This is a genomic window from Chryseobacterium antibioticum (assembly GCF_012927325.1).
Classification (GTDB): domain Bacteria; phylum Bacteroidota; class Bacteroidia; order Flavobacteriales; family Weeksellaceae; genus Chryseobacterium; species Chryseobacterium antibioticum.
Genome location: NZ_JABBGI010000011.1, coordinates 99,017 through 118,745, shown reverse-complemented (window position 1 = coordinate 118,745; position 19,729 = coordinate 99,017). Strand labels below are relative to the sequence as shown.

20 protein-coding genes are annotated in these 19,729 nt (G+C 36.8%); 14 read left to right on the top strand and 6 right to left on the bottom strand.

What is annotated here, in order from left to right; translation table 11 throughout:
- Positions 1 to 12: 12 nt before the first annotated feature.
- On the top strand, positions 13 to 447 hold the full coding sequence (tnpA, locus tag HHL23_RS10315) for an IS200/IS605 family transposase (protein ID WP_169233276.1): 435 nt from the start codon (positions 13 to 15) through the stop codon (positions 445 to 447).
- Positions 448 to 579: 132 nt separating this feature from the next.
- Here the strand turns inward: tnpA and HHL23_RS10310 are convergent, their stop codons facing one another.
- The 4 genes from HHL23_RS10310 to HHL23_RS10295 form a co-directional block, all read right to left on the bottom strand.
- Complete coding sequence (locus tag HHL23_RS10310) at positions 580 to 1,242, bottom strand: outer membrane beta-barrel protein (protein WP_169234717.1); 663 nt, start codon at positions 1,240 to 1,242, stop codon at positions 580 to 582.
- A gap of 457 nt (positions 1,243 to 1,699) precedes the next feature.
- The gene (locus HHL23_RS10305) at positions 1,700 to 2,197 is read right to left on the bottom strand and encodes a hypothetical protein (RefSeq protein WP_169234716.1); all 498 of its coding nucleotides are present in this window, start codon (positions 2,195 to 2,197) and stop codon (positions 1,700 to 1,702) included.
- A 146-nt stretch (positions 2,198 to 2,343) separates the two neighbouring features.
- Positions 2,344 to 3,009: a porin family protein gene (locus HHL23_RS10300; RefSeq protein WP_169234715.1), complete on the bottom strand. Its 666-nt coding sequence runs from the start codon at positions 3,007 to 3,009 to the stop codon at positions 2,344 to 2,346.
- 173 nt (positions 3,010 to 3,182) lie between these two features.
- Complete coding sequence (locus tag HHL23_RS10295; protein ID WP_169234714.1) at positions 3,183 to 4,139, bottom strand: PhoH family protein; 957 nt, start codon at positions 4,137 to 4,139, stop codon at positions 3,183 to 3,185.
- Positions 4,140 to 4,277: 138 nt separating this feature from the next.
- Here HHL23_RS10295 and HHL23_RS10290 point away from each other — a divergent pair, with 138 nt between their 5' ends.
- The 8 genes from HHL23_RS10290 (at position 4,278) to rplI (ending at position 10,983) form a co-directional block, all read left to right on the top strand.
- A complete protein-coding gene (locus HHL23_RS10290) occupies positions 4,278 to 5,105 on the top strand; it encodes an SAM hydrolase/SAM-dependent halogenase family protein (protein ID WP_169234713.1) in 828 nt (275 codons plus the stop codon).
- A 63-nt stretch (positions 5,106 to 5,168) separates the two neighbouring features.
- Positions 5,169 to 6,473 (top strand): dihydrolipoamide acetyltransferase family protein, encoded by a 1,305-nt coding sequence (locus HHL23_RS10285; RefSeq protein ID WP_169234712.1) that lies wholly within the window; start codon positions 5,169 to 5,171, stop codon positions 6,471 to 6,473.
- A gap of 381 nt (positions 6,474 to 6,854) precedes the next feature.
- Positions 6,855 to 7,205, top strand: a complete 351-nt coding sequence (locus HHL23_RS10280; RefSeq protein ID WP_169234711.1) for a hypothetical protein — start codon at positions 6,855 to 6,857, stop codon at positions 7,203 to 7,205.
- A 193-nt stretch (positions 7,206 to 7,398) separates the two neighbouring features.
- The gene (locus HHL23_RS10275; protein ID WP_169234710.1) at positions 7,399 to 8,025 is read left to right on the top strand and encodes a hypothetical protein; all 627 of its coding nucleotides are present in this window, start codon (positions 7,399 to 7,401) and stop codon (positions 8,023 to 8,025) included.
- A 22-nt stretch (positions 8,026 to 8,047) separates the two neighbouring features.
- Entirely contained in the window at positions 8,048 to 9,400 is a 1,353-nt protein-coding gene (locus HHL23_RS10270; RefSeq protein WP_169234709.1) for a chloride channel protein, read from the top strand.
- Between the two features lie 213 nt (positions 9,401 to 9,613).
- Positions 9,614 to 9,955 (top strand): 30S ribosomal protein S6, encoded by a 342-nt coding sequence (gene rpsF, locus HHL23_RS10265; protein WP_073336304.1) that lies wholly within the window; start codon positions 9,614 to 9,616, stop codon positions 9,953 to 9,955.
- 32 nt (positions 9,956 to 9,987) lie between these two features.
- Positions 9,988 to 10,290, top strand: a complete 303-nt coding sequence (gene rpsR / locus HHL23_RS10260) for a 30S ribosomal protein S18 (protein ID WP_034706728.1) — start codon at positions 9,988 to 9,990, stop codon at positions 10,288 to 10,290.
- 171 nt (positions 10,291 to 10,461) lie between these two features.
- Positions 10,462 to 10,983 carry a 50S ribosomal protein L9 gene (gene rplI / locus HHL23_RS10255; RefSeq protein ID WP_169234708.1) on the top strand — a complete coding sequence of 174 codons (522 nt, stop codon included), beginning with the start codon at positions 10,462 to 10,464 and terminating at the stop codon, positions 10,981 to 10,983.
- Positions 10,984 to 11,243: 260 nt separating this feature from the next.
- Here rplI and HHL23_RS10250 read toward each other — a convergent pair whose 3' ends face one another.
- On the bottom strand, positions 11,244 to 12,149 hold the full coding sequence (locus HHL23_RS10250) for a helix-turn-helix domain-containing protein (protein WP_194306294.1): 906 nt from the start codon (positions 12,147 to 12,149) through the stop codon (positions 11,244 to 11,246).
- A gap of 35 nt (positions 12,150 to 12,184) precedes the next feature.
- Between HHL23_RS10250 and HHL23_RS10245 the strand changes: the two genes are divergently transcribed.
- The 4 genes from HHL23_RS10245 (at position 12,185) to HHL23_RS10230 (ending at position 17,880) form a co-directional block, all read left to right on the top strand.
- A complete protein-coding gene (locus HHL23_RS10245) occupies positions 12,185 to 13,522 on the top strand; it encodes a TolC family protein (protein ID WP_228464700.1) in 1,338 nt (445 codons plus the stop codon).
- A 5-nt stretch (positions 13,523 to 13,527) separates the two neighbouring features.
- On the top strand, positions 13,528 to 14,574 hold the full coding sequence (locus HHL23_RS10240) for an HlyD family secretion protein (RefSeq protein WP_169234706.1): 1,047 nt from the start codon (positions 13,528 to 13,530) through the stop codon (positions 14,572 to 14,574).
- A gap of 338 nt (positions 14,575 to 14,912) precedes the next feature.
- Positions 14,913 to 16,475 carry an MFS transporter gene (locus HHL23_RS10235; protein ID WP_169234705.1) on the top strand — a complete coding sequence of 521 codons (1,563 nt, stop codon included), beginning with the start codon at positions 14,913 to 14,915 and terminating at the stop codon, positions 16,473 to 16,475.
- Between the two features lie 43 nt (positions 16,476 to 16,518).
- Positions 16,519 to 17,880: an aldehyde dehydrogenase gene (locus tag HHL23_RS10230; protein ID WP_169234704.1), complete on the top strand. Its 1,362-nt coding sequence runs from the start codon at positions 16,519 to 16,521 to the stop codon at positions 17,878 to 17,880.
- 318 nt (positions 17,881 to 18,198) lie between these two features.
- On the opposite strand, the gene HHL23_RS10225 is transcribed toward HHL23_RS10230, so the two are convergent.
- Positions 18,199 to 18,762: a thioredoxin family protein gene (locus tag HHL23_RS10225; RefSeq protein ID WP_169234703.1), complete on the bottom strand. Its 564-nt coding sequence runs from the start codon at positions 18,760 to 18,762 to the stop codon at positions 18,199 to 18,201.
- Between the two features lie 79 nt (positions 18,763 to 18,841).
- Here HHL23_RS10225 and HHL23_RS10220 point away from each other — a divergent pair, with 79 nt between their 5' ends.
- On the top strand, positions 18,842 to 19,726 hold the full coding sequence (locus HHL23_RS10220) for a lysophospholipid acyltransferase family protein (protein ID WP_169234702.1): 885 nt from the start codon (positions 18,842 to 18,844) through the stop codon (positions 19,724 to 19,726).
- Positions 19,727 to 19,729 lie beyond the last annotated feature (3 nt).

The following is a 19,729-nucleotide window of genomic DNA, read 5'->3' as shown; positions in this document are numbered from 1 at the left end:
TATCTTTGTTTTGTGGATTATCAACGTAGCAATGGTCATAGTGTAAGTAGGTTAACAGCACATATTGTATGGGTTACTAAATATCGTTTTCCAGTATTGGAGGGTGATATTAAATTACGCTGTCGTAGTATTTTGCTTCAAATTTGCCAGGCAGAAGATATTAGAATTTTGAAAGGAGTTGTCTCTAAAGATCATGTTCATATGCATATAGAATATCGCCCTAATCAAGATATAAGTAGTCTTGTTAAACTATTCAAAGGTCGAAGCTCTAGGAAACTTCAAATTGAATTTCCTGAATTGAAACAACGTTATTGGGGACGTCATTTTTGGGCAATAGGATTTGGTTGTTGGAGCACTGGCAATATTACGGATGAAATGCTTAACGAGTATTTGGAACATCATCGAAACCCAACTGATCAAGACCAAAGTAATTTTATCATTGAGTAGTAATACTCGAATCGTGGACTTTAAGTCCACAAACCAAACCTATGGACTTTAAGTCCATAGTGGTTTAGTTTTAAAGGTAAAAAAAGCCCTAAAATAAATTTTAGGGCTCTTATTTTATAAATGCTTTGTTAATTACTTAGCAAAAACATACTTAACTCCGAAAGTTACAGCTGATAAATTCAAACCGAACTTGTAGTTGTTTACACTTTTAGCTCCATCAACGTCTAATTTAGAAGTGTTGTATCCAAATTCACCGAAAGTAGCTTCAATGCTCCAGTTTTTGTTTAAGAAATAATCTAAACCTGGCTTAACGTTTACTCCAATTGAAGTATAGTTTGCTTTATCAGAAGTAGATGTAGTATTTGTAGTTGATCCTATTGTAGCAGTTGTAGTTGCTTCCTCTTTAAATTGACCAAATTCCATTGGAACTTCTAATTGACCGAAGATGTACAATTTGTCAGCTAAAGTCCAGTATTTTCTTACGAAAGGAGCTACAACAAATGCAGACTGAGTACCTTTAGTTTCAGAAACAAAGCTTCCTCCTAGAACTGATCCAGTTGTAGTTTTAGTAACTTTATCACTTGCATATCCTACACCTAATCCTACAGCTAAGTTAGTTCCAACGAAATAACCTGCAGTTGGTACAATTCTAAAGCTTTCTACTTTAGTATCATTATTGTTGTTCTCTTCTTGAGAATAACCTACTTGTCCTGAGATATATGCAGTTCTTTTTGCAATCTGTGCATTAGATAAACCGAAAAGTGCAATTGCACCAGCTAATACTAATTTTTTCATTTTATAATAATTTTAATACTTTCTGAGGGCAAATTTACAGTGGGTTCCGCTAATATTAAAATTTGTTAACGTGATTAATATCATTGATGAATATTGATGTTTTCCGAAATTAAAACGTATTAATTATAGGGTTTTGTTTTTTTCACAATATTTAGAATAAAAAAATAATGATTTTACAACAAGAGCGAAATAAACTTAGCTTTTTAGATTTATCATTTTCTTGCAAATTCTCTCTTATTTGAAATTATTGTAAACAGTATTATCTTAAAATGTTAACATTTAAGATATTAGTCTTAAAATTAAACATATATATAAGTCGAGATAATTTTTCATCCTGCAACACATCAAATACACAAATTTATCTAAAATAGTTATCCATATCAGATATTCATTGGAGTTTCTATAAAAAAACTCCAGCCAAAAAGCCGGAGTTTACTGTATTATTCTTAATATTTCTTTATTTCAGGAAGAAGTTGTATCCAATATTAATGGCTCCTACGTTCCAACTGGCTGTATACCACCCGTAATCGCGTTTGTTGCTGATCGTCTGATATCCTAAGTAAAGCTCACCTTTAGACATTTGATATCCAAATTTAGGCTGTGCATAGAAACCACCATCTACTCCATCTTTTGTAGAAATCCCATATCCTAGGTCTAGCCCTACAAAGATAGGTGCTCCCGAAAATTTATATTTCCCGGAAACCGCTACAGGAATAAATCCGAAATCATCAAAGTTATCCTTTCCGAAAAAGTGAAAATATCCTGTTGTAACCCCTAGATCAAGTCCTTTTGTAATGTTCCACATGTAGGCAGCATCCACTCCTAATGTAAATGAAGATGCGTCGCCGGCATCACCTACCGGAATACCAATATGTCCCCCTAACTTAAAACCTTCCTGCGCGTGTGCAGCACTCCCTAATAGCGCAAAAGCACCTAGTAAAAATAGTTTTTTCATTTTTTTAAATAGTTTGATTGATACCACAAAATTACTAATTATTTTCATTATTAACATAAAATTAACGATATCCATTCATAGGAACAGAAAAAAAGCGGGACAAAATTTTATCCCGCTCTATATCTTTTTAATTTCGTTTTAAAGAATTAGTTTCCTCCGAATTTGAAACCGATACCCACTTGCAGGAAGCTGTTAGTCAGTTTTCCGTCTCCGGAATCTTTTGCCAAGTTAGAAACTCCCATATTGTACCTTGCATCAAAGAACAATCCGTTTTCCAATGTATACTCTGCACCCAGGAAAGGAGCGATATTCAAAGTATTGGTTTGATCTTTAATATCTGTTTCATCATCTGCAGAAATTTCAAATCCAGGAATTACCCCTAATCCAAGGTCTGCTACCGTTTTTGTTTTTGCAGAAATGATTAGTCCAAAACTTGCCCCCGCAGAAACTGATAAACTTTCAGTAATAAAATATTTAGCAGAAACCGGAATCAATATAGTTCCAAAAGTAGTCTTATTCTTAATGTTAAAGAATGTACCTGCATCATCCTCATCCTCTACTCTTTCGTTGATCTTACCTCCTAATGGAGAATATAAAACCTCCCCCTGAAGAGCAAATTTATCACTTAGTTTGTGCTCTACTAAAGCTCCTACATAAAAAGTGTGTGAAGGGTCGGTACTTTCAGAATCTCCTCCGTCTTTAAATTTTAAAGTTGAAAGAGAATAACCAGCTTTGGCTCCAAATCTCGTTTCTTGAGCGCTTAAATTAGCGCTTACCACAGCCGCTGCTGCAATAAGTAAAAATTTTTTCATGATTTTATTTTAGTATTCGGTCACAAAACTAACTATTTTTTTTATAATACCAAATAATGTTAAAATAATTATCACATAACAATGATTACACGTATAAAATCATTCAAAAATTCTCCAAAACTTCATTTTCTTCTAATGTACATCCTATTATAGTTGGTAACGCTATGGTCTACTTAATCTTTCAGTCTCTTATCTTCTTCGTTGTATGCTAAAATAATTTTCTTAACTACCGGGTGTCTAACTACATCTTCTTCAGTAAGGTAGACAAACCCAATTTCTTTTACATCTTTCAAGATCCTCATAGCCTCCTTCAGTCCCGATTGTTGTTTTGGAGGTAAATCGATCTGTGTTGGATCTCCGGTAATGATGAACTTGGCATTCATTCCCATTCTTGTCAGGAACATTTTCATTTGCGCATGAGTAGTATTCTGAGCTTCATCAAGAATTACAAAAGCATCATCAAGTGTACGTCCTCTCATAAAAGCCAGCGGCGCAACTTCAATCACCTTTTTCTCCATAAAACCTTCCAGTTTTTCATGAGGAATCATATCTCTCAGCGCGTCATATAGAGGCTGTAAATACGGATCCAGCTTTTCTTTAAGGTCTCCCGGCAGGAATCCCAGACTTTCCCCTGCCTCTACAGCAGGCCTTGTCAAAACGATTCTTTTGACTTGCTTATCCCTTAAAGCTCTTGCCGCCAATGCGACACTCGTGTAGGTTTTACCTGTTCCCGCAGGACCAATGGCAAAAACCATATCCTTTTTCTCGGTTTCTTTTACCAGCTTCTTAAGATTCGTGGTTTTGGCCTTGATGATTTTCCCATTGACTCCTTTTACAATAATATCCTGATCAAAAATTAAATGTTTTTCATTCTCATCTTTGATATTCAGGACATTTTCAACATCTTTCAGCGCGATAGAATTGTTTTTAGAGATAAACTTTACAATATCATCCAGTTTTAGTTTAAATATATCTAAAGCTTCCTGATTACCCATCGCAAAGATAAAATGATCCCGTCCTGTGATTTTAAGCGTAGGAAAGCTTGATTTTAACAAATTGAAATATTGATTATTAACGCCATAGAAGGTCTTTACATCGACATCTTCCAAATCATATGTTAATTCGAACATGCAGTATTTTATTTTTATTAGATTTTAAAATTAAAGCTTTTTTTCAAATTTATGTCAATTCTTTTCTACAATCTTTCGGGCTTTCTTTTTATTTTAAATAACTTTGCAGTAAACACTATTTATTCTACACAAAGATCCATGTCAATTATCACCCTTACTTCGGATTTCGGAAATTTAGATTACAGAGTCGCCGCTGTGAAAGGCAAAGTTCTGTCTCTAAACCCTGAGGTAAATATCATTGATATCACCCACGACATCCAGGCATTCAACCTTATACAGACCTCGTACATTATACGAAATGCATATAAATACTTTCCTAAAGGCACCATTCATATCCTTTCTGTAGACAGTTTTTACCATAAATCAAGGAAAAATATACTCTATAAAGCAGACGGCTCCTATTTTCTGGCGGCAGATAACGGCCTTTTAGGTCTGGTCTTTTTCGATATTAAACCGGAAGCCATCTATGAGATCACTCTGAACAATCGTTTTGATGATATCGTGAACTTCACTTCTACCGACGTTTTTGTCCCTGCTGCCGTACATTTGGCCAACGGTGGACTTCCGGAAGTAATCGGACGGAAAATAGACTCGGCCAAAGAGCTCCTGTTTCCGAAACCCGTTTTCAATGAGTCTGAAAAGATGATCATTGGTGAAGTAACGTATATTGATAATTTCGGAAATATAATCTCAAATATCAGTAAAGACTTTTTTGAAAGCACCGGAAAAGGCAATGAAGGTTTCACCATAAAATTCAGAAATTTAACACTTTCAAGAGTCTTTTCAAGTCATACCGAGGTAGTTTCCGACTGGGAAAGGGAAACGGAATTCCACGGACAGTCGGCAGCGATCTTCAATGACAGTCAGCTTTTGGAGCTCACCATCTATAAAGGAAGTAAAAAAAACGGGGCCAAAAGCCTGTTTGGACTTAATGTAGGCGAGAATATTTATGTTGAATTCGTCTAAGATTATATATTTCATAAAAAAACCGATTTTTTTTATATATTTGTCAAAATCTAAAAATTAAAAATGGCAGAATACAAATTATTGCTTCCTTCCATGGGAGAAGGTGTTATGGAAGCGACAATTATCACTTGGTTATTCAATGAAGGTGATAATGTAAAAGAGGATGATTCCGTAGTTGAAATTGCAACAGATAAGGTAGATTCAGACGTTCCGACACCAGTTTCGGGGAAAATTATAAAAATCCTGAAACAGAAGGACGAAGTTGCTAAAGTTGGTGAAGCCATTGCTATTTTAGAAATTGAAGGAGAGGGCGGAAATACAGCTTCAGAGGAAGTAAAAACTGAAACTCCGACAGCCGCTCCGGATACTGAAACCTTAAAAACGATTGAAGAGCCGTTACAAGCTGCTTCAACAGTAGAATTCTCAGGAGACCTTTACCTGTCACCACTTGTAAAATCTATTGCACTGCAGGAAAACATCTCTGAATCTGAACTGAAGTCTATTAAAGGAAGTGGTTTAGAAGGAAGAATTACAAAAGAAGATATATTAGCCTACGTTTCCAACAGAGGAAGCCAGCCAGCTCAACAAGCTGCGCCTGTACAAGAGGCAGCTCCAAAAGCTCCGGTTTCAGCACCGGTTTCTACTGTTTCTGTGGCAGCAGGTGATGAAATCATCCCGATGGACAGAATGAGAAAGATCATTGCTGAAAACATGGTAAAGGCAAAACATATTGCTCCACACGTTACTTCTTTCATCGAAACAGACGTTACCAACGTTGTAAAATGGAGAAACAAGCATAAAGATATTTTCGAAAAACGAGAAGGTGAAAAACTGACTTTCATGCCGATTTTCGTGAAAGCGATTGTCAAAGCGATTCAGGATTTCCCGATGATCAATGTTTCTATCAGTGGTGAAAACATCATTAAGAAGAAAAATATTAATATCGGTATGGCCACTGCTTTACCAGACGGAAACCTTATCGTTCCTGTGATTAAAAATGCTGACCAGTTGTCACTTTCAGGTTTGGCAAAAGCCATCAATGATCTGGCTTACAGAGCGAGAAATAAAAAATTAAGACCGGAAGATACTCAGGGTGCTACGTACACGATTTCTAACGTAGGAAGTTTTGGAAACCTTATGGGGACTCCTATTATTCCTCAGCCTCAGGTAGCTATTTTGGCTATTGGTGCTATCGTTAAAAAGCCTGCAGTTCTTGAAACTAAAGACGGCGATGTGATTGCCATCCGTCAGCTGATGTTCATGTCTCACTCTTATGACCACAGAGTGGTAGACGGATCTTTGGGAGGAATGATGCTGAAACATGTTCATGATTATCTTCAGAACTGGGATCTGAATACGGAAATTTAATACCTGATGACTGATAAGTGACCCTTTATTTCAAAAGTTGTGCAGAGCTTGTCAAAACATCTTAAAATACAAAACCTTCGATCTTTTCGAAGGTTTTTCTATTAAAAGATTATCTGTACATTTGAGTCAGTACCAAAAGTAACCATATAACAGAATAATTTCAAATAAAAACACCAACCTATCTCAAAATATGAAAAGAGTAACTTTAATTGCAATCATTTCCTTATGCCTGATTATAGCAACTTATTTCGTCGAAATTATCATAGGCTTTTTCAACCTGGATAATATGATTTACTTATACCGTTTTTTTGGTGTATTAAACCTCCTGGGTTATCTGGGCATCTTACCATTCTTTATTAAGTTATATCAAAAACAACGATAATGGATAATGAATTAAGAGAGCTTTTCGAGATCAAAGAAGATGATAAAATAAGTGTTTCAGAAAAGAAACAAAATGTTCTGCATCATATTCTGATCCGTCTTGCCATATTTATAGCCGGAACTATTGGTTTTACAGCGGTGATATTGAGTGTGAGCGGGTGGGATGTTTTAGGTTATCTTATCATTATGTTTGCTTTTCATGTTGTATGGTTTGTTTGCATTCTTATTGAAACATTCATTCTGCACATCAATAAAAAATACATTCTAAGGAATGCCAATCTGATATTTTCGGCTGTTGTACTGATTCTTTATGGTATAGCATATATTGCTATTTTCAATCCACAGTATTAATCATTACTCTCATCAATACAACATGAAAAGCTTCCTAAAAATGGGAGGTTTTTTTGATTTTTAAACTGGTAGAAGGGATATTATTACACCTTTTTTCCGTATTGGATAAAATGAATCTTTGCTTAGTCGTATTCCTGGGTATTGGAATTATGATGAAATAATTTTATCTTTAAAAACATTCAAATCTATATTAATGGAACTAGATTTCAGAAAACTACATGCTGCTAAACTATTTGATTTTTCTAAAGGAGAAGAAGAATTAATTCTGGAAATATATGAGAATCTATTTCAAAATTATGATCTTTCTGTCATTGATATTGAAAATTCGCCTTATAATGATTTTAAAACTGATGATGAAATCCCTTTGATCACTCCTAAAATCTGTTACTTTATTACAGACATATACAGGAAGTTTTCTTTTTATCTTTTCATAGTAAGCAAAACAGGAACAACGGTAAAAGGAGCACGTACAACCCGTGAATATGACAGTCTCCAGATCTGGGGACTAAAAAAATTAAACGAAGATTTCGGCTTCATCACCATCAATAAAAAGAAGCTCGCTGATAAAATAGCAGGAATTTTCAGCAGCTTTAATATTAATTTCAATAAAGATTTGGACTTTAAAGATTTCTATGTTTTGGGAAGTGACCAGTATAGAACCCTATCATTTTTAACTTCCGAGAGAAAAAAAACAATCAAAGCAGTTCCTGATGACGAGTTCCAGCTGACCGTTAAAAACGACCTGCTAAGTTTTGGACTTCCCAAAGAACTTTCTGTAAACAACGCTTTAATGACAGCTGCTTTTTTAAAAGAAATCTAATTCTATTCCATAAAACAAACAAATGCTGAAAATTTTCTCCCTCCTACGAAAAGGCCTGAAAAAGTCTTTTGACAATATCCGAAACGAGCAGCTGAAGAACAACTTGCTTCAGGCTATTCCTTTCTGGATTGGCTCTGTGATCACCGGCTTTTTTGCAGTGATGTATGCCAAGATATTTGCCTGGGGAGAACATCTGCTGAATTTTATGATGAACTGGCATGCGTGGATGATCTTCATCATTGCTCCAATCGGTTTTGTCCTTTCGTGGTGGCTCGTGAAAGAATTTGCTCCATACGCCAAAGGAAGTGGTATACCACAGGTGATGGCTGCTGTAGAACTGGCCAATCCAAAAGAACACACAAAGATCAGGAACCTTTTAAGTCTAAAGATCATTGTATTTAAAATCATCTCATCCGTTGTTCTGGTGATTGGAGGAGGCGCTGTGGGACGCGAAGGACCAACCATCCAGATTGCAGGTTCCGTTTTCAGGAAAGTCAATGAATATCTTCCGCACTGGTGGCCGAAAATCTCCAAGAAAAACATGATTATGACAGGCGCAGCAGCAGGACTTGCAGCGGCATTTAACACCCCACTGGGCGGAATTGTATTTGCGGTAGAAGAACTTTCCAAAACGCATATCAATTATTTCAAAACGGCCTTGTTTACGGCGGTAATCATTGCAGGTTTAACTGCCCAGACATTAGCCGGATCTTATCTGTATTTAGGATATCCGAAAACAAACGATGTTTCTTTAATGGTCATGTTTCCCATTGTTCTTGTAGCGGGAACCGCCGGAATTCTGGCCAGTCAGCTTTCTGTAATGATGCTTAAGATGAGTGACTGGAAGAAAAGGAAACTTAAAACCGATAGAGCCAATGTCGTTTTTCTTGTGATCTGTGCACTGTTCATCGCTTCTATCGCCTACTTCATCAACAGGGAAATCCTGGGATCCGGAAAGGAGATTATGGAACGGGTCCTTTTTACAAAAGATAAGCATGAAGACTGGTATGTCCCGATTTTAAGAATGCTCGGCCCTGCCCTTTCTTTCACATCAGGCGGTGCAGGCGGAATTTTTGCTCCTGCTCTGAGTGCCGGCGCCAGCATAGGATCCGTGATCTCCGGAGCCATCCATTTAACCCCCAACGAAACCAATGTGGTGATTCTCGCTGGAATGGTGGCCTTTCTTACCGGAATTACCAGAGCTCCGTTTACTTCAGCGATTATTGTACTGGAAATGACGGACAGGCATTCCCTTATTTTTCATTTAATGCTGGCGGGAATGGTCTCCTCCATTGCTTCTATTTTGGTGAGCAGACATTCTTTGTACGATGTAATTAAGGTGAATTTTCTGACGGAAATCAGGGAGAAGGAGTAGTTTCGGGATAAGTAGGTTGATTAAAGTTTACTATACTTATCTTCTTTTGTTTTTTGAGATCTGAAAATCTTTCTTCTTTTCTCTTTGTTCTTTCTATCTATCACTTGTAGAACCAGTTGATTTCTGCTCACAAATGTTCATACAACTATTGTATATTCAAAATATATTCTCTAATTTTGCACCTCGAAATAATTAACAAATTCATTTAACATTATGAACAATTACGAAACTGTTTTCATTTTAACTCCCGTTCTATCTGATGCTCAGGTAGAGGAAGCAGTGAAAAAATTTGAAGATCTTTTAAAAGAAAAGAACTGTGAAATCGTTGCCAAAGAAAGCTGGGGACTAAAAAAATTAGCTTATCCAATTCAATTGAAAAAGAATGGATTCTACACTTTAATTGAGTTTAAAGGTGAAGGTACTGTAGTTGCTGACCTAGAATTAGCATTCAAACGTGACGAGAGAGTAATCCGTTACCTGACTACAAAACTTGACAAGCACGCTGTTGAGTACGCTGTAACTAGAAGAACTAAAATCAAAGCGGCTAGAGCTTAATTATTAACCCTATTTTTTAAAAAAGACAAGACATGGCAATAGACGAAATGGCTAAACAAGCCTCTGCTGGAGGAGAATCAGAAGTAAAATTCCTTACTCCACTTGATATCAATACAAAATCTGAAAAGAAATATTGTAGATTCAAAAAATACGGAATTAAGCACGTTGATTACAAAGATGCTGATTTCTTATTACAGTTTGTAAACGAGCAAGGTAAGATCTTACCAAGAAGATACACTGGAACTTCTTTAAAATACCAAAGAAAAGTTTCTGCTGCGATCAAAAGAGCAAGACACCTTTCTTTACTACCTTACGTAGCTGACTTATTGAAATAAGACAAAAAAATAAATAAAAGAAGAGGGCAACCTCTTCTTTTGTTGCTGAATAAATAATTTTAATTCTAACTTAATTTAGATTAATAGATCTCAGATTCCAGATTTCAGACTTAATGTCTACTATCTAATGTCTAATATCTAGCATCTAAATTCTAAAAAAGGACAACAACAATGGATATCATCCTAAAAAAAGACGTAGAAAACTTAGGACTTGAGTTTGATACAGTAAGCGTAAAGCCTGGTTATGCTAGAAACTTCTTACTTCCTCAGGGAATTGCACTTTTAGCTACTCCTAAAAACAAAGCAGCTCTAGAAGCTACTTTAGAAGCTAGAAAAGAAGAAGAAGCTAAATTAATCGCTGCAGCTAACAGTGTAGTAGATCAATTAAAGAAAACTTCTATCACGATCCCTACAAAAGTAGGTTCTGGTGACAAGTTATTCGGATCTATCAACAATTCTGACCTATCTGCTGCTCTTGCTAAAGCTGGAGTTTCTGTAGAGAAGAAATACATCAAAATTCCAGGGAACACAATCAAAAGAACTGGTAAAGTGACTGCAAACATCAGACTACACAGAAATGTTGAGTACAACTTCGAATTTGACGTTGTATCTGACGCTCCGGTAGAAGCTCCTAAACCAGCTGCTCCTAAAGCTAAAGTAGTAGTAGAAGAAACTCCTTCTGAAGAAGCTTAATCGCTCCAGAGATTTTCTCAAATATATAAACCACTTCGTCTGAAGTGGTTTTTCTTTTTTAATCCTTGGAGAAGCTTAATCCCGCTATCCACTCATACTCCTCACGCCAACACGCCAGCTCCAAAATCCTTCTACTTTCCTGCTTCCAGTTGCGGGGTAACCGTTCCTATCGGGGCTAGGGCATTCGTCGCCATCATTACTTTTTGTCATTGCGAGGAGCGTAGCGACGAAGCGATCTCAAAACACATCAACTCTCTCACTCACCTATTCCCTCTCAATTTCTGCTGATATTCACTCGGAGCAACTCCTATTACTTTTTTGAAAATAGTACTGAAGGAAGACAAACTGTTATACCCTACCATCATGGCGATCTCATACATATTATATTTCCCTTCCAACATCAATTCCAAAGAACGGGTGATTCTCAATGCCCGCAAAAACCGGACGTAATTCATCCCTAAAATCTCTTTAAACTTCCGGGAGAGCGTTCTTGTACTCATTCCGAATTCTTTCGCCGTAGATTCTATCGTAAGAGGCTTTTCAAGGTTGGCATGAATGTATCTGGCAATCTTCAGCAGCGTTTCATCTTTTGGAAACGGATGCTGGACCGGAAAAGCCAGTTTTTTATCTCTTTTTTCAAGAAGAATTCCTTTTAAAGCTTTGAGGAAATAATATTTTGGAACATCATTTTTTGTGATTTTCCCATTCCAGTCTTTTGTATACAAAATCATTTCCCTAAGCAAGTGACTCACTGAATAAATATTAATTTCATCAAAAAAGCCATTTTCATGGTCTTCTTTTTTAAAATAAAAATTGTAAAGATCTACCTTGGGACTGGTTGAAAAAATATAATGAGGTATACCCGCCGGGATCCACATAAAACATCTTGCCGGAAGATACCAATGCTTGAGATCTGTAAATACATGCACTATCCCTCCCTCTGCGTACACCAGCTGGGCAGAACTGTGATGGTGAATCTCTGTGGTAACGTTTCCTGCGAGCACATTATAGACATAAAATTCTGCATCTTCCTCTTCTACTGCTTTAAAATGGCTGTCGTTCATAAAATAAAGGTAGGAAGAAAATTCCATAATGGCGTAAATGAGCAAATCTTTTTCTGTTTTCACAAATCGGGTCCGATGCTCTCTATCGTAACTTTGCAGCATCAAAATCACTTTAGCAAAAATTATTTAAATAAATTATGAATATGATATTTAACGCATGCAGATATCAGTGCATGTCGTTGTGCTTACTGCTGACAGGCAGTTTTTTACACTCACAGATGATCGACTACCAGCGTCTCAGTCTTCAACAGGCCATAGAGACTGGTTTGAAAAATAACAAAAACATTCAGATAAGCCATTTAAAACAGGAAATGTCTGTCACTAGGGAAAAAGACCTTGCGATGGAAAAATTACCGGATATTGAGTTTCATACCAGCTACAATCAGGTGACCAATCTTTTCCAGCATCAAAATGGTTTTTTCAATAAGGCTACCAAATATGATATTATCAACGGAATGTATGATTTTACCCTGTCTGCATCGATTCCGGTGTATATGGGCGGAAAAATCAGAAATACAGAGAAAAAAGCATCCATTGACACGGAGATCTCGGCATTGAAAACACACCGGAATGAGAGACAGTTTAAAATGGAGATCATTACAGCCTTTCTTCAGATCCATCATTTAAAAGAACAGCAGAGCCTTATCAATGACAAGATGAGGGAAGACTCTATCAACATCAAACAGGTAAAATCTTTAAAAGCCAATGGGGTGGTTACAGTCAATGAAGTTTTGAGAACTTCTTTACAGCTTTCCAATCATACCATGAGCCGGACGGAACTGGACAATGACATCCAGATTGCGGAACATAAGCTTAAAACCATCCTTTCGCTTCCGGAAAACCAGGAAATGCATGTAGACACCGAAGATCTTATCTCTGATAAAACAGTGATCCCTTATATTGATGAATTAACAAAAACCGCTTTAGCCAAGAACGAATCGGTGGAAATGACCCATAAAAACCTATCGTTAAAGGTACTGGATCAGAAGATCACGAAAGCGAATTATTTACCGAAGATTACAGCAGGTGGAGAATATTTTATAAAGTACCCCAATATGATGTTTTTCCCTCCTGAGCCTTATGCCTACCGTTTGGGAATGCTGGGCGTAAACCTTACCTACCCCATTGAAAATCTGTACAAAAACAAGTATAAAATGCAGGAAGCCAGGGAGAATATTGATCTGGCAAAACTTCAGATTGAAGAAAACGACGAAAATGTAAGACATACCGTTTACGAGGCCTATAAAAAGTTTGAAGAAACCGACCAGAAAGTAAAAATCGCAGAAGAAGCCATTGGCCAGGCCAAAGAAAACTATCGCATTGTAAAAACAAAATATGCTAATAAACTGAGTCTGATCACCGAGCTTATCGACGCCGATAATGCTTATCTGGAAGCTGAATCTAATCTAATCTCCGTAAAAATTAACCGACAATTAAAATATTACCAACTCCAGTACACGATTGGGAACTTATAAAAACTATGGCAAAGAAACAACTGACACAAAAGGAAAAAAGAATTAATAAAACGATCACGCTCCTGGCCTGGATCCTTATCATCAGCGGGATTACAGGAATGGTAAGTTTCTATCTTTTTTCAAGAAAAAATGTCACCACCAATGATGCTCAGATCGAACAATATATTACCCCGGTTTCCAGCAAGGTTTCAGGATTTATTAAAACCATACAGTTCGACGAAAACCAGTTTGTCCGTAAAGGGGATACATTAATCATCATATATAACAGAGAATTCGTTAACCAGGTTAAAATGGCCGAAGCAGGCCTTCACGCCAATGCTGAAAACATTACCACCATAGAAAGTGGAGTCAATACAAAAGAAAGTGATTCTAAAATCATCGATGCCAAGATCGCTTCCGCAAAAATCGATATATGGAGAACAGAACAGGATTTTAAGAGGTATAAAAATCTAGTTTCAGAAGATGCCGCAACCGAACAGCAGTTTGAAAATGTAAAAGCTTCCTATGAGCAGGCAAAAGCCAATCTTTTAGCTTTAGAACAACAGAAAAATGCAGTAAGAGCGGGCGCCAACGAACAACAGACCAAAGTTGCTCCCGTGAAAAGCCAGATCCAGCAAAGTTCTGCAAGCCTGAACAATGCCAAACTTTTCCTTTCATACACCGTGATTACAGCTCCTTATGACGGCTGGGTCGGAAAGAAAACAATCCAGGAAGGGCAACTGATCAAGGAAGGTCAGGCTCTGGTACAAATCGTGAGCAAAGAAAAATGGATCATTGCCAATTACAAAGAAACGCAACTAGGACAAATCGATCCAAAACAGGAAGTAACAATCACCGCAGATGCTTATCCTGATCTTGAATTTAAAGGGAAAGTGGTTTCCGTTTCGCCTGCATCCGGTTCACAATTTTCTCTGGTAAAACCGGATAATGCTACGGGAAACTTCGTCAAGATCGAACAGAGATTCCCGGTAAAAATTATTCTCGATAACAATCAAAATAACGAAAAACTACTTTCCGGAATGAATGTTCTGGTGAGTGCGAAGAAAATATAGTGATTTTGTGTGAATGTTAGAGAATGTGAGGGTGTGAAAGTTATTAGAACCGGAAGGTATTAATGCAGAAGAATACTTTAATAATGATCACACCAGCGCATTTCAAATAATCACACTTTCAATTCAATACATAGCCAGATTAGATTTTTTTTTTAGCGAAAAGACAGAACTGCAGTGACAAGCTTCTGATGATTCATTAGCGTTTGTCATTTACCTTTTACTTTTACAACCTGCTCTTTTGTCTTTTCGCTTTTTTTCAGAAAAATTCAAGAAGGCCAATTCACAAATTTATCTACCTGCTTTATAGCATCATCAAGTCACCACATTAACACATCCTCATGCAGCATAATACCGTTTATCATCAATGGGTGCCCCAATGGCTGAAACTGCCTCTTTTGGTACTCGCCCTGTTTCCCCATCTGATGCTGTTATCCATTTTACATTCCAACAGTGCCTTTACCTCTTCTTTTATGGATGTAGATTCAGATGACATTCAATATTTAATGATTCTGATGTACGGGACATTTGTAGTCACCCTTTTAGTTTTACAGAGATTTATGTCTTACTTCAGTGTGAAATATTATATCCTGCTGATGTCGTCCGTTTCTGTAATCATTCTATACGCTTTGTCCGTCACCAACAATTATCAGGTCATCCTGATTATCCGGTTTTTGGAAGGCATTTTCGGATTGATGGAAGGCGCCATCTTTCTACCACTGATCATCGCTGAATTAAAAACAAAACACGCTAAGGTCATAGCCTATCTTTTGATGTACACCATCATGCTGACGGGCGGAACAATTACAACTTCCTTACTGAAATCCAGTATTGAAAATTATAATTTCCAGCATATGATTTTAATGATGGTCTATTTTCACATTTTTGTCCTGATCATTGGCATCGCTCTTTTCAATACCAACAGATTTTTCCCTAAAATGCCCCTTTACCAGTTGGATATTACGAGCTGGTTCCTGTTATGGGCTTGTCTGCAGTCGGGAGGATATGCTATTATTTATGGTAAAAGACTGATGTGGTTTGAGTCTGATACGATTATCCTATGTCTTTTTATATTTCTGCTTTCAGGAGGATTATTTATGCTTAAACAAAGGAATTCCAAAAGACCGATCTTTCATTTTGAAGTGTTCACCTCAAAGAATGTCATTGCCGGAATGATCCTGTTTTTTATTTTTTACCTGATCCGCTCCGGGCTGAATAATGTCTACAGTATTATGGCTACCGTATGGAAATGGCCTTGGGATTATATTGTGAACATTCAATACTGGAATGTAGCAGGAACTTTATTGGGTGTGGTTTTATCAGGAATATGCCTGATACGGGGCGTTTCCTCAAGAATTGTTTTCTTTACCGGATTTCTGCTGCTGGCTGTGGATTGCGCATGGTTTACCTATACTTTTTATCCTGACACTACCCTTTCCACGATCTGCCCGCCTTTATTCCTGCAGGGAATTGCACAGGGATTATTGTTCACGCCTTTGGTATTCTTTTTAATTTCAGGAATGCCGGAGCAATACGTGGCCAATGCGACAGCTTTAGGAACAACAACCCGTTTCTGGACTACCGCGATTGGGTATGCATTGATGCAGAATTTGATGCTATTTTTAACGTTAAAACATTATGATACGTTGAGCTTTAACCTGACCGATACCAATCCTGTTTTCTACAGCCAATGGAGCCAATTGTTTGGGGCTAATCTGTCTAAACTTCCTGTAAATGAATCTTTATCCATGACTGCCGGAGCATTTAAAGCAAAAATAACCGCCCAATCTATCCTTCTTTCCAATATGGAAATTTTCACCGGACTGTTCTGGCTGGCTTTGATCACAGCATTCGCTTTACTACTCTATCATCCTGTGAAAATTGCAGTGAGAAATATTATGTAATTTTTAGGCCGGAAATTTGCTGTAATTCCTGAAATTTGATTGTATGAAAATTCAGGAAGTCGTATCGAATCAGAAAGCTTTTTTCAACACCCAGCAAACGAAGAACATCAAGTTCAGGAAAATGTATCTTGAAAAACTTCGCGATATCATTATCAACAATGAAAATCTTTTATGTGAAGCCATTCACAAGGATTTTGGCAAGTCAAAGTTTGATACTTTTACCACGGAACTTTCCTTTGTTCTTAATGATATTGATTATTATCTAAAGAATCTGAACTCCCTTTCAAAACCGAAAAAGGTAACCACCAATCTGGCCAATCAGATCGGAAAAAGCAGTATTCATCCTGAACCTTTGGGCTGCGTTTTGGTTATTGGTGCATGGAATTACCCGTACCAATTATCACTCTCTCCTATGATTGCTGCATTGGCTGCAGGAAATTGTTGTATATTAAAACCGAGTGAAATCGCTGAAAATACAATGAAAGCAATGGCAAAACTCATCAATGAAAATTTTCCTCCTGAATATCTATATGTTTACGAAGGCGGTATTGATGAAACCACAGAACTTTTAAAGTTGAAATTCGACAAAATATTCTTTACCGGAAGTACTAAAGTTGGAAAGATTGTCTATAAAGCTGCTGCAGAACATCTAACACCCGTAGTTCTTGAATTGGGTGGAAAATCTCCTGCCATTGTAACCAAAGATGCTGATCTTGAAATTGCCGCCAAAAGAATTGTATGGGGCAAATTTCTTAATGCCGGACAAACCTGCGTGGCACCTGATTACCTGCTCGTTGAAGAATCCATCCATGAGCAGTTTATGGAAATGTTACGAAAGTATATCACAGAATTTCAATACGGGCCGGATGCTGAACAGTACACAAGAATTATCAACCGGAGAAATTTTGATCGGTTAGTCAAGCTTATTCCTGAAGACAAACTTTATTTCGGAGGAAATTCCGACACAGAAAAGCTGTACATAGAACCTACTCTTTTAAATAATATCAACTGGGAAGATGATGTGATGCAGGAAGAAATTTTCGGTCCGATATTGCCTGTCATTAGTTTTACGAACTTTAATTTGATTCTTACAACCATTTTGGAGCTGGAAAAACCGCTTGCCGCTTACCTTTTCACCCGGAATTCAGAGGAAAAAGAAGCTTTTAAGTCGAAACTTTCTTTTGGTGGCGGGTGTATCAATGATGTGATCATGCATTTAGGCAATGACCGGCTGCCCTTTGGAGGTGTTGGAAACTCCGGTATCGGAAATTATCATGGAAAGTATGGTTTTGAAGCTTTTTCGCATCAGAAATCTATTCTCGAAAAAGCAACCTGGGGCGAACCGAGCATTAAATATCCTCCCTACACGGAAAAGAAGTTAAGCTGGATTAAGAAATTGCTTTAATTATTCCCTTTATTGAGATTTATATATAATACTTTGTATATTTATGGTGAAACTTTAAATATATACAATTATGAAAAATTTAAAAAAGTTATCTCGTAAACAGCTAAAAATGTTTTCTGGTGGCAGTTCATGTGCTGGTACTTGTTCAGATGGTTCCTTCGTATCTCTAAGTTCTTGCACTTCGTGCTTGGATTATCAGGGAGGAGGTGTGGCCTGTTTTAATTCACACGATAATAGTATACATGTGGAAAATTGCTAATCTAAAAAAGAGGCTATTCTTTTGGAATAGCCTCTTTATCTTATCTTAAATAGTATCGCTTAAGCTTTACCTGTTTGTAAAAACTTTTTTACTTTTTCTTTACTATATCCTTTTCCTTCCTCTAAAACTTCGCTTTGTTGTACATTTAATTTTTTTCCATTCTTATCTAATATGATAAAAAAGGGATAAAATTGTTGTTCATTTATATTGATGTATTGACTAAAAACTTTTTCGTTCTTGTTTTCCGGAGAATAGTTCAGATGATAATACAGATAGTTCTTATCTACAGTTTCCTTTAGTTCAGGAGTATTTTGGACAAAATTATTAAAACGGAGACACCAGATACACCAGTTTCCACCAGCCTGGATGATAATATTTTTTCCTTCTTTTTTAGCCTGGGCAACCAGCTTTTTAATATCAGCCTCTGCATTTGCTTTAGGGTCGTAAGGTTTGGGAAGTTTTGCCTTCTCCTCACCTGCTTTCTTCTTCGCGTCAAGCTCTGCATGATCAGCTTTTACCAGAAGTGCATTATCCTGCTTTCTTGCTTCCGGTTGATTTTTGGTATCCTGAGAAAAAGCAAATACGCTTAATCCAAGAAAGGCTATGATCGACAATTTTTTCATAACATAAAAATAAAAAAATAATACTTATTACAAGCAAAAATAGAACCATATTTTTTTTATCACTAAATTTGCATGTTTTATGAATTTCTTAATCAAAATATTATATTTCATTTCTAAACTTCCGCTTAAAGTATTATACATTTTTTCGGATGTTATTTTCTTTCTAAATTATTATTTGGTAGGATATAGAAAGAACGTGATCACCCAAAATCTACGAAACTCTTTTCCTGAAAAGTCAGAAGAAGAAATTGCCATTATAAGAAAGAAATTTTATGAAAATTTCTCAGATTATCTGGTAGAAACCATTAAATCTTTCAGCATTTCCGAGACAGAAGCCAGAGTCAGAATGCAGCACATCAATCAGGATGTGTTTCACGAAGCTAAAGCTGAAGGCAAAAATATTATTATGCTTGCCGGACACGTCTTTAATTGGGAGTGGATGAATGCTTTCGCCAGGATTATTCCGCAAAAACACTGCCACCCGGTATACAGAAAGGTAAACAGCGATTTCTGGGAAAATCAGATGAAGAAAGTGAGAAATAAGTTTGGAAATGAAGCACTGGAGGCCAATGAAGTGATCAAGAATATCTTCAGGTCTAAAAATGACGGCGAATCAGCTTATATGTTTGTTGCAGACCAAACTCCACATGTAGCCCATGTGAACTATGGATTAGAATTTTTAAACCAGAAAACGCCTGCATTTATCGGATATGATAAACTGGCTACCAGAATGGACCTTGCTTTTATTTATTGTGAAATGAAAAAAGTAAAACGAGGCTATTATCAGGTCAATTATCATAGAATTTATCCTGACGGTGAAAAGTTTACAGAGCATGAAGTCGTAAGAAAATTCCATAAACTTCTTGAAAACACGTTACACAAACATCCGGACAATTACCTATGGTCGCACAGAAAGTGGAAATATCAGGATTCCATTAAAACATTTGATGCTGAAAAAATATAATTC

What these genes read in the sequence shown, in the direction of transcription:
- HHL23_RS10230 (WP_169234704.1), top strand. Translation starts at nt 16,519, where the DNA reads ATGAAAATTCAGGAAGTCGTATCGAATCAGAAAGCTTTTTTCAACACC.
- HHL23_RS10270 (WP_169234709.1), top strand. Translation starts at nt 8,048, where the DNA reads ATGCTGAAAATTTTCTCCCTCCTACGAAAAGGCCTGAAAAAGTCTTTT.
- HHL23_RS10275 (WP_169234710.1), top strand. Translation starts at nt 7,399, where the DNA reads ATGGAACTAGATTTCAGAAAACTACATGCTGCTAAACTATTTGATTTT.
- HHL23_RS10245 (WP_228464700.1), top strand. Translation starts at nt 12,185, where the DNA reads ATGAATATGATATTTAACGCATGCAGATATCAGTGCATGTCGTTGTGC.
- rplI (WP_169234708.1), top strand. Translation starts at nt 10,462, where the DNA reads ATGGATATCATCCTAAAAAAAGACGTAGAAAACTTAGGACTTGAGTTT.
- HHL23_RS10250 (WP_194306294.1), bottom strand. Translation starts at nt 12,149, where the DNA reads ATGCTGCAAAGTTACGATAGAGAGCATCGGACCCGATTTGTGAAAACA.
- HHL23_RS10220 (WP_169234702.1), top strand. Translation starts at nt 18,842, where the DNA reads ATGAATTTCTTAATCAAAATATTATATTTCATTTCTAAACTTCCGCTT.
- rpsR (WP_034706728.1), top strand. Translation starts at nt 9,988, where the DNA reads ATGGCAATAGACGAAATGGCTAAACAAGCCTCTGCTGGAGGAGAATCA.
- HHL23_RS10295 (WP_169234714.1), bottom strand. Translation starts at nt 4,139, where the DNA reads ATGTTCGAATTAACATATGATTTGGAAGATGTCGATGTAAAGACCTTC.
- rpsF (WP_073336304.1), top strand. Translation starts at nt 9,614, where the DNA reads ATGAACAATTACGAAACTGTTTTCATTTTAACTCCCGTTCTATCTGAT.
- HHL23_RS10285 (WP_169234712.1), top strand. Translation starts at nt 5,169, where the DNA reads ATGGCAGAATACAAATTATTGCTTCCTTCCATGGGAGAAGGTGTTATG.
- HHL23_RS10235 (WP_169234705.1), top strand. Translation starts at nt 14,913, where the DNA reads ATGCAGCATAATACCGTTTATCATCAATGGGTGCCCCAATGGCTGAAA.
- HHL23_RS10290 (WP_169234713.1), top strand. Translation starts at nt 4,278, where the DNA reads ATGTCAATTATCACCCTTACTTCGGATTTCGGAAATTTAGATTACAGA.
- HHL23_RS10240 (WP_169234706.1), top strand. Translation starts at nt 13,528, where the DNA reads ATGGCAAAGAAACAACTGACACAAAAGGAAAAAAGAATTAATAAAACG.
- HHL23_RS10310 (WP_169234717.1), bottom strand. Translation starts at nt 1,242, where the DNA reads ATGAAAAAATTAGTATTAGCTGGTGCAATTGCACTTTTCGGTTTATCT.
- HHL23_RS10280 (WP_169234711.1), top strand. Translation starts at nt 6,855, where the DNA reads ATGGATAATGAATTAAGAGAGCTTTTCGAGATCAAAGAAGATGATAAA.
- HHL23_RS10305 (WP_169234716.1), bottom strand. Translation starts at nt 2,197, where the DNA reads ATGAAAAAACTATTTTTACTAGGTGCTTTTGCGCTATTAGGGAGTGCT.
- HHL23_RS10300 (WP_169234715.1), bottom strand. Translation starts at nt 3,009, where the DNA reads ATGAAAAAATTTTTACTTATTGCAGCAGCGGCTGTGGTAAGCGCTAAT.
- HHL23_RS10225 (WP_169234703.1), bottom strand. Translation starts at nt 18,762, where the DNA reads ATGAAAAAATTGTCGATCATAGCCTTTCTTGGATTAAGCGTATTTGCT.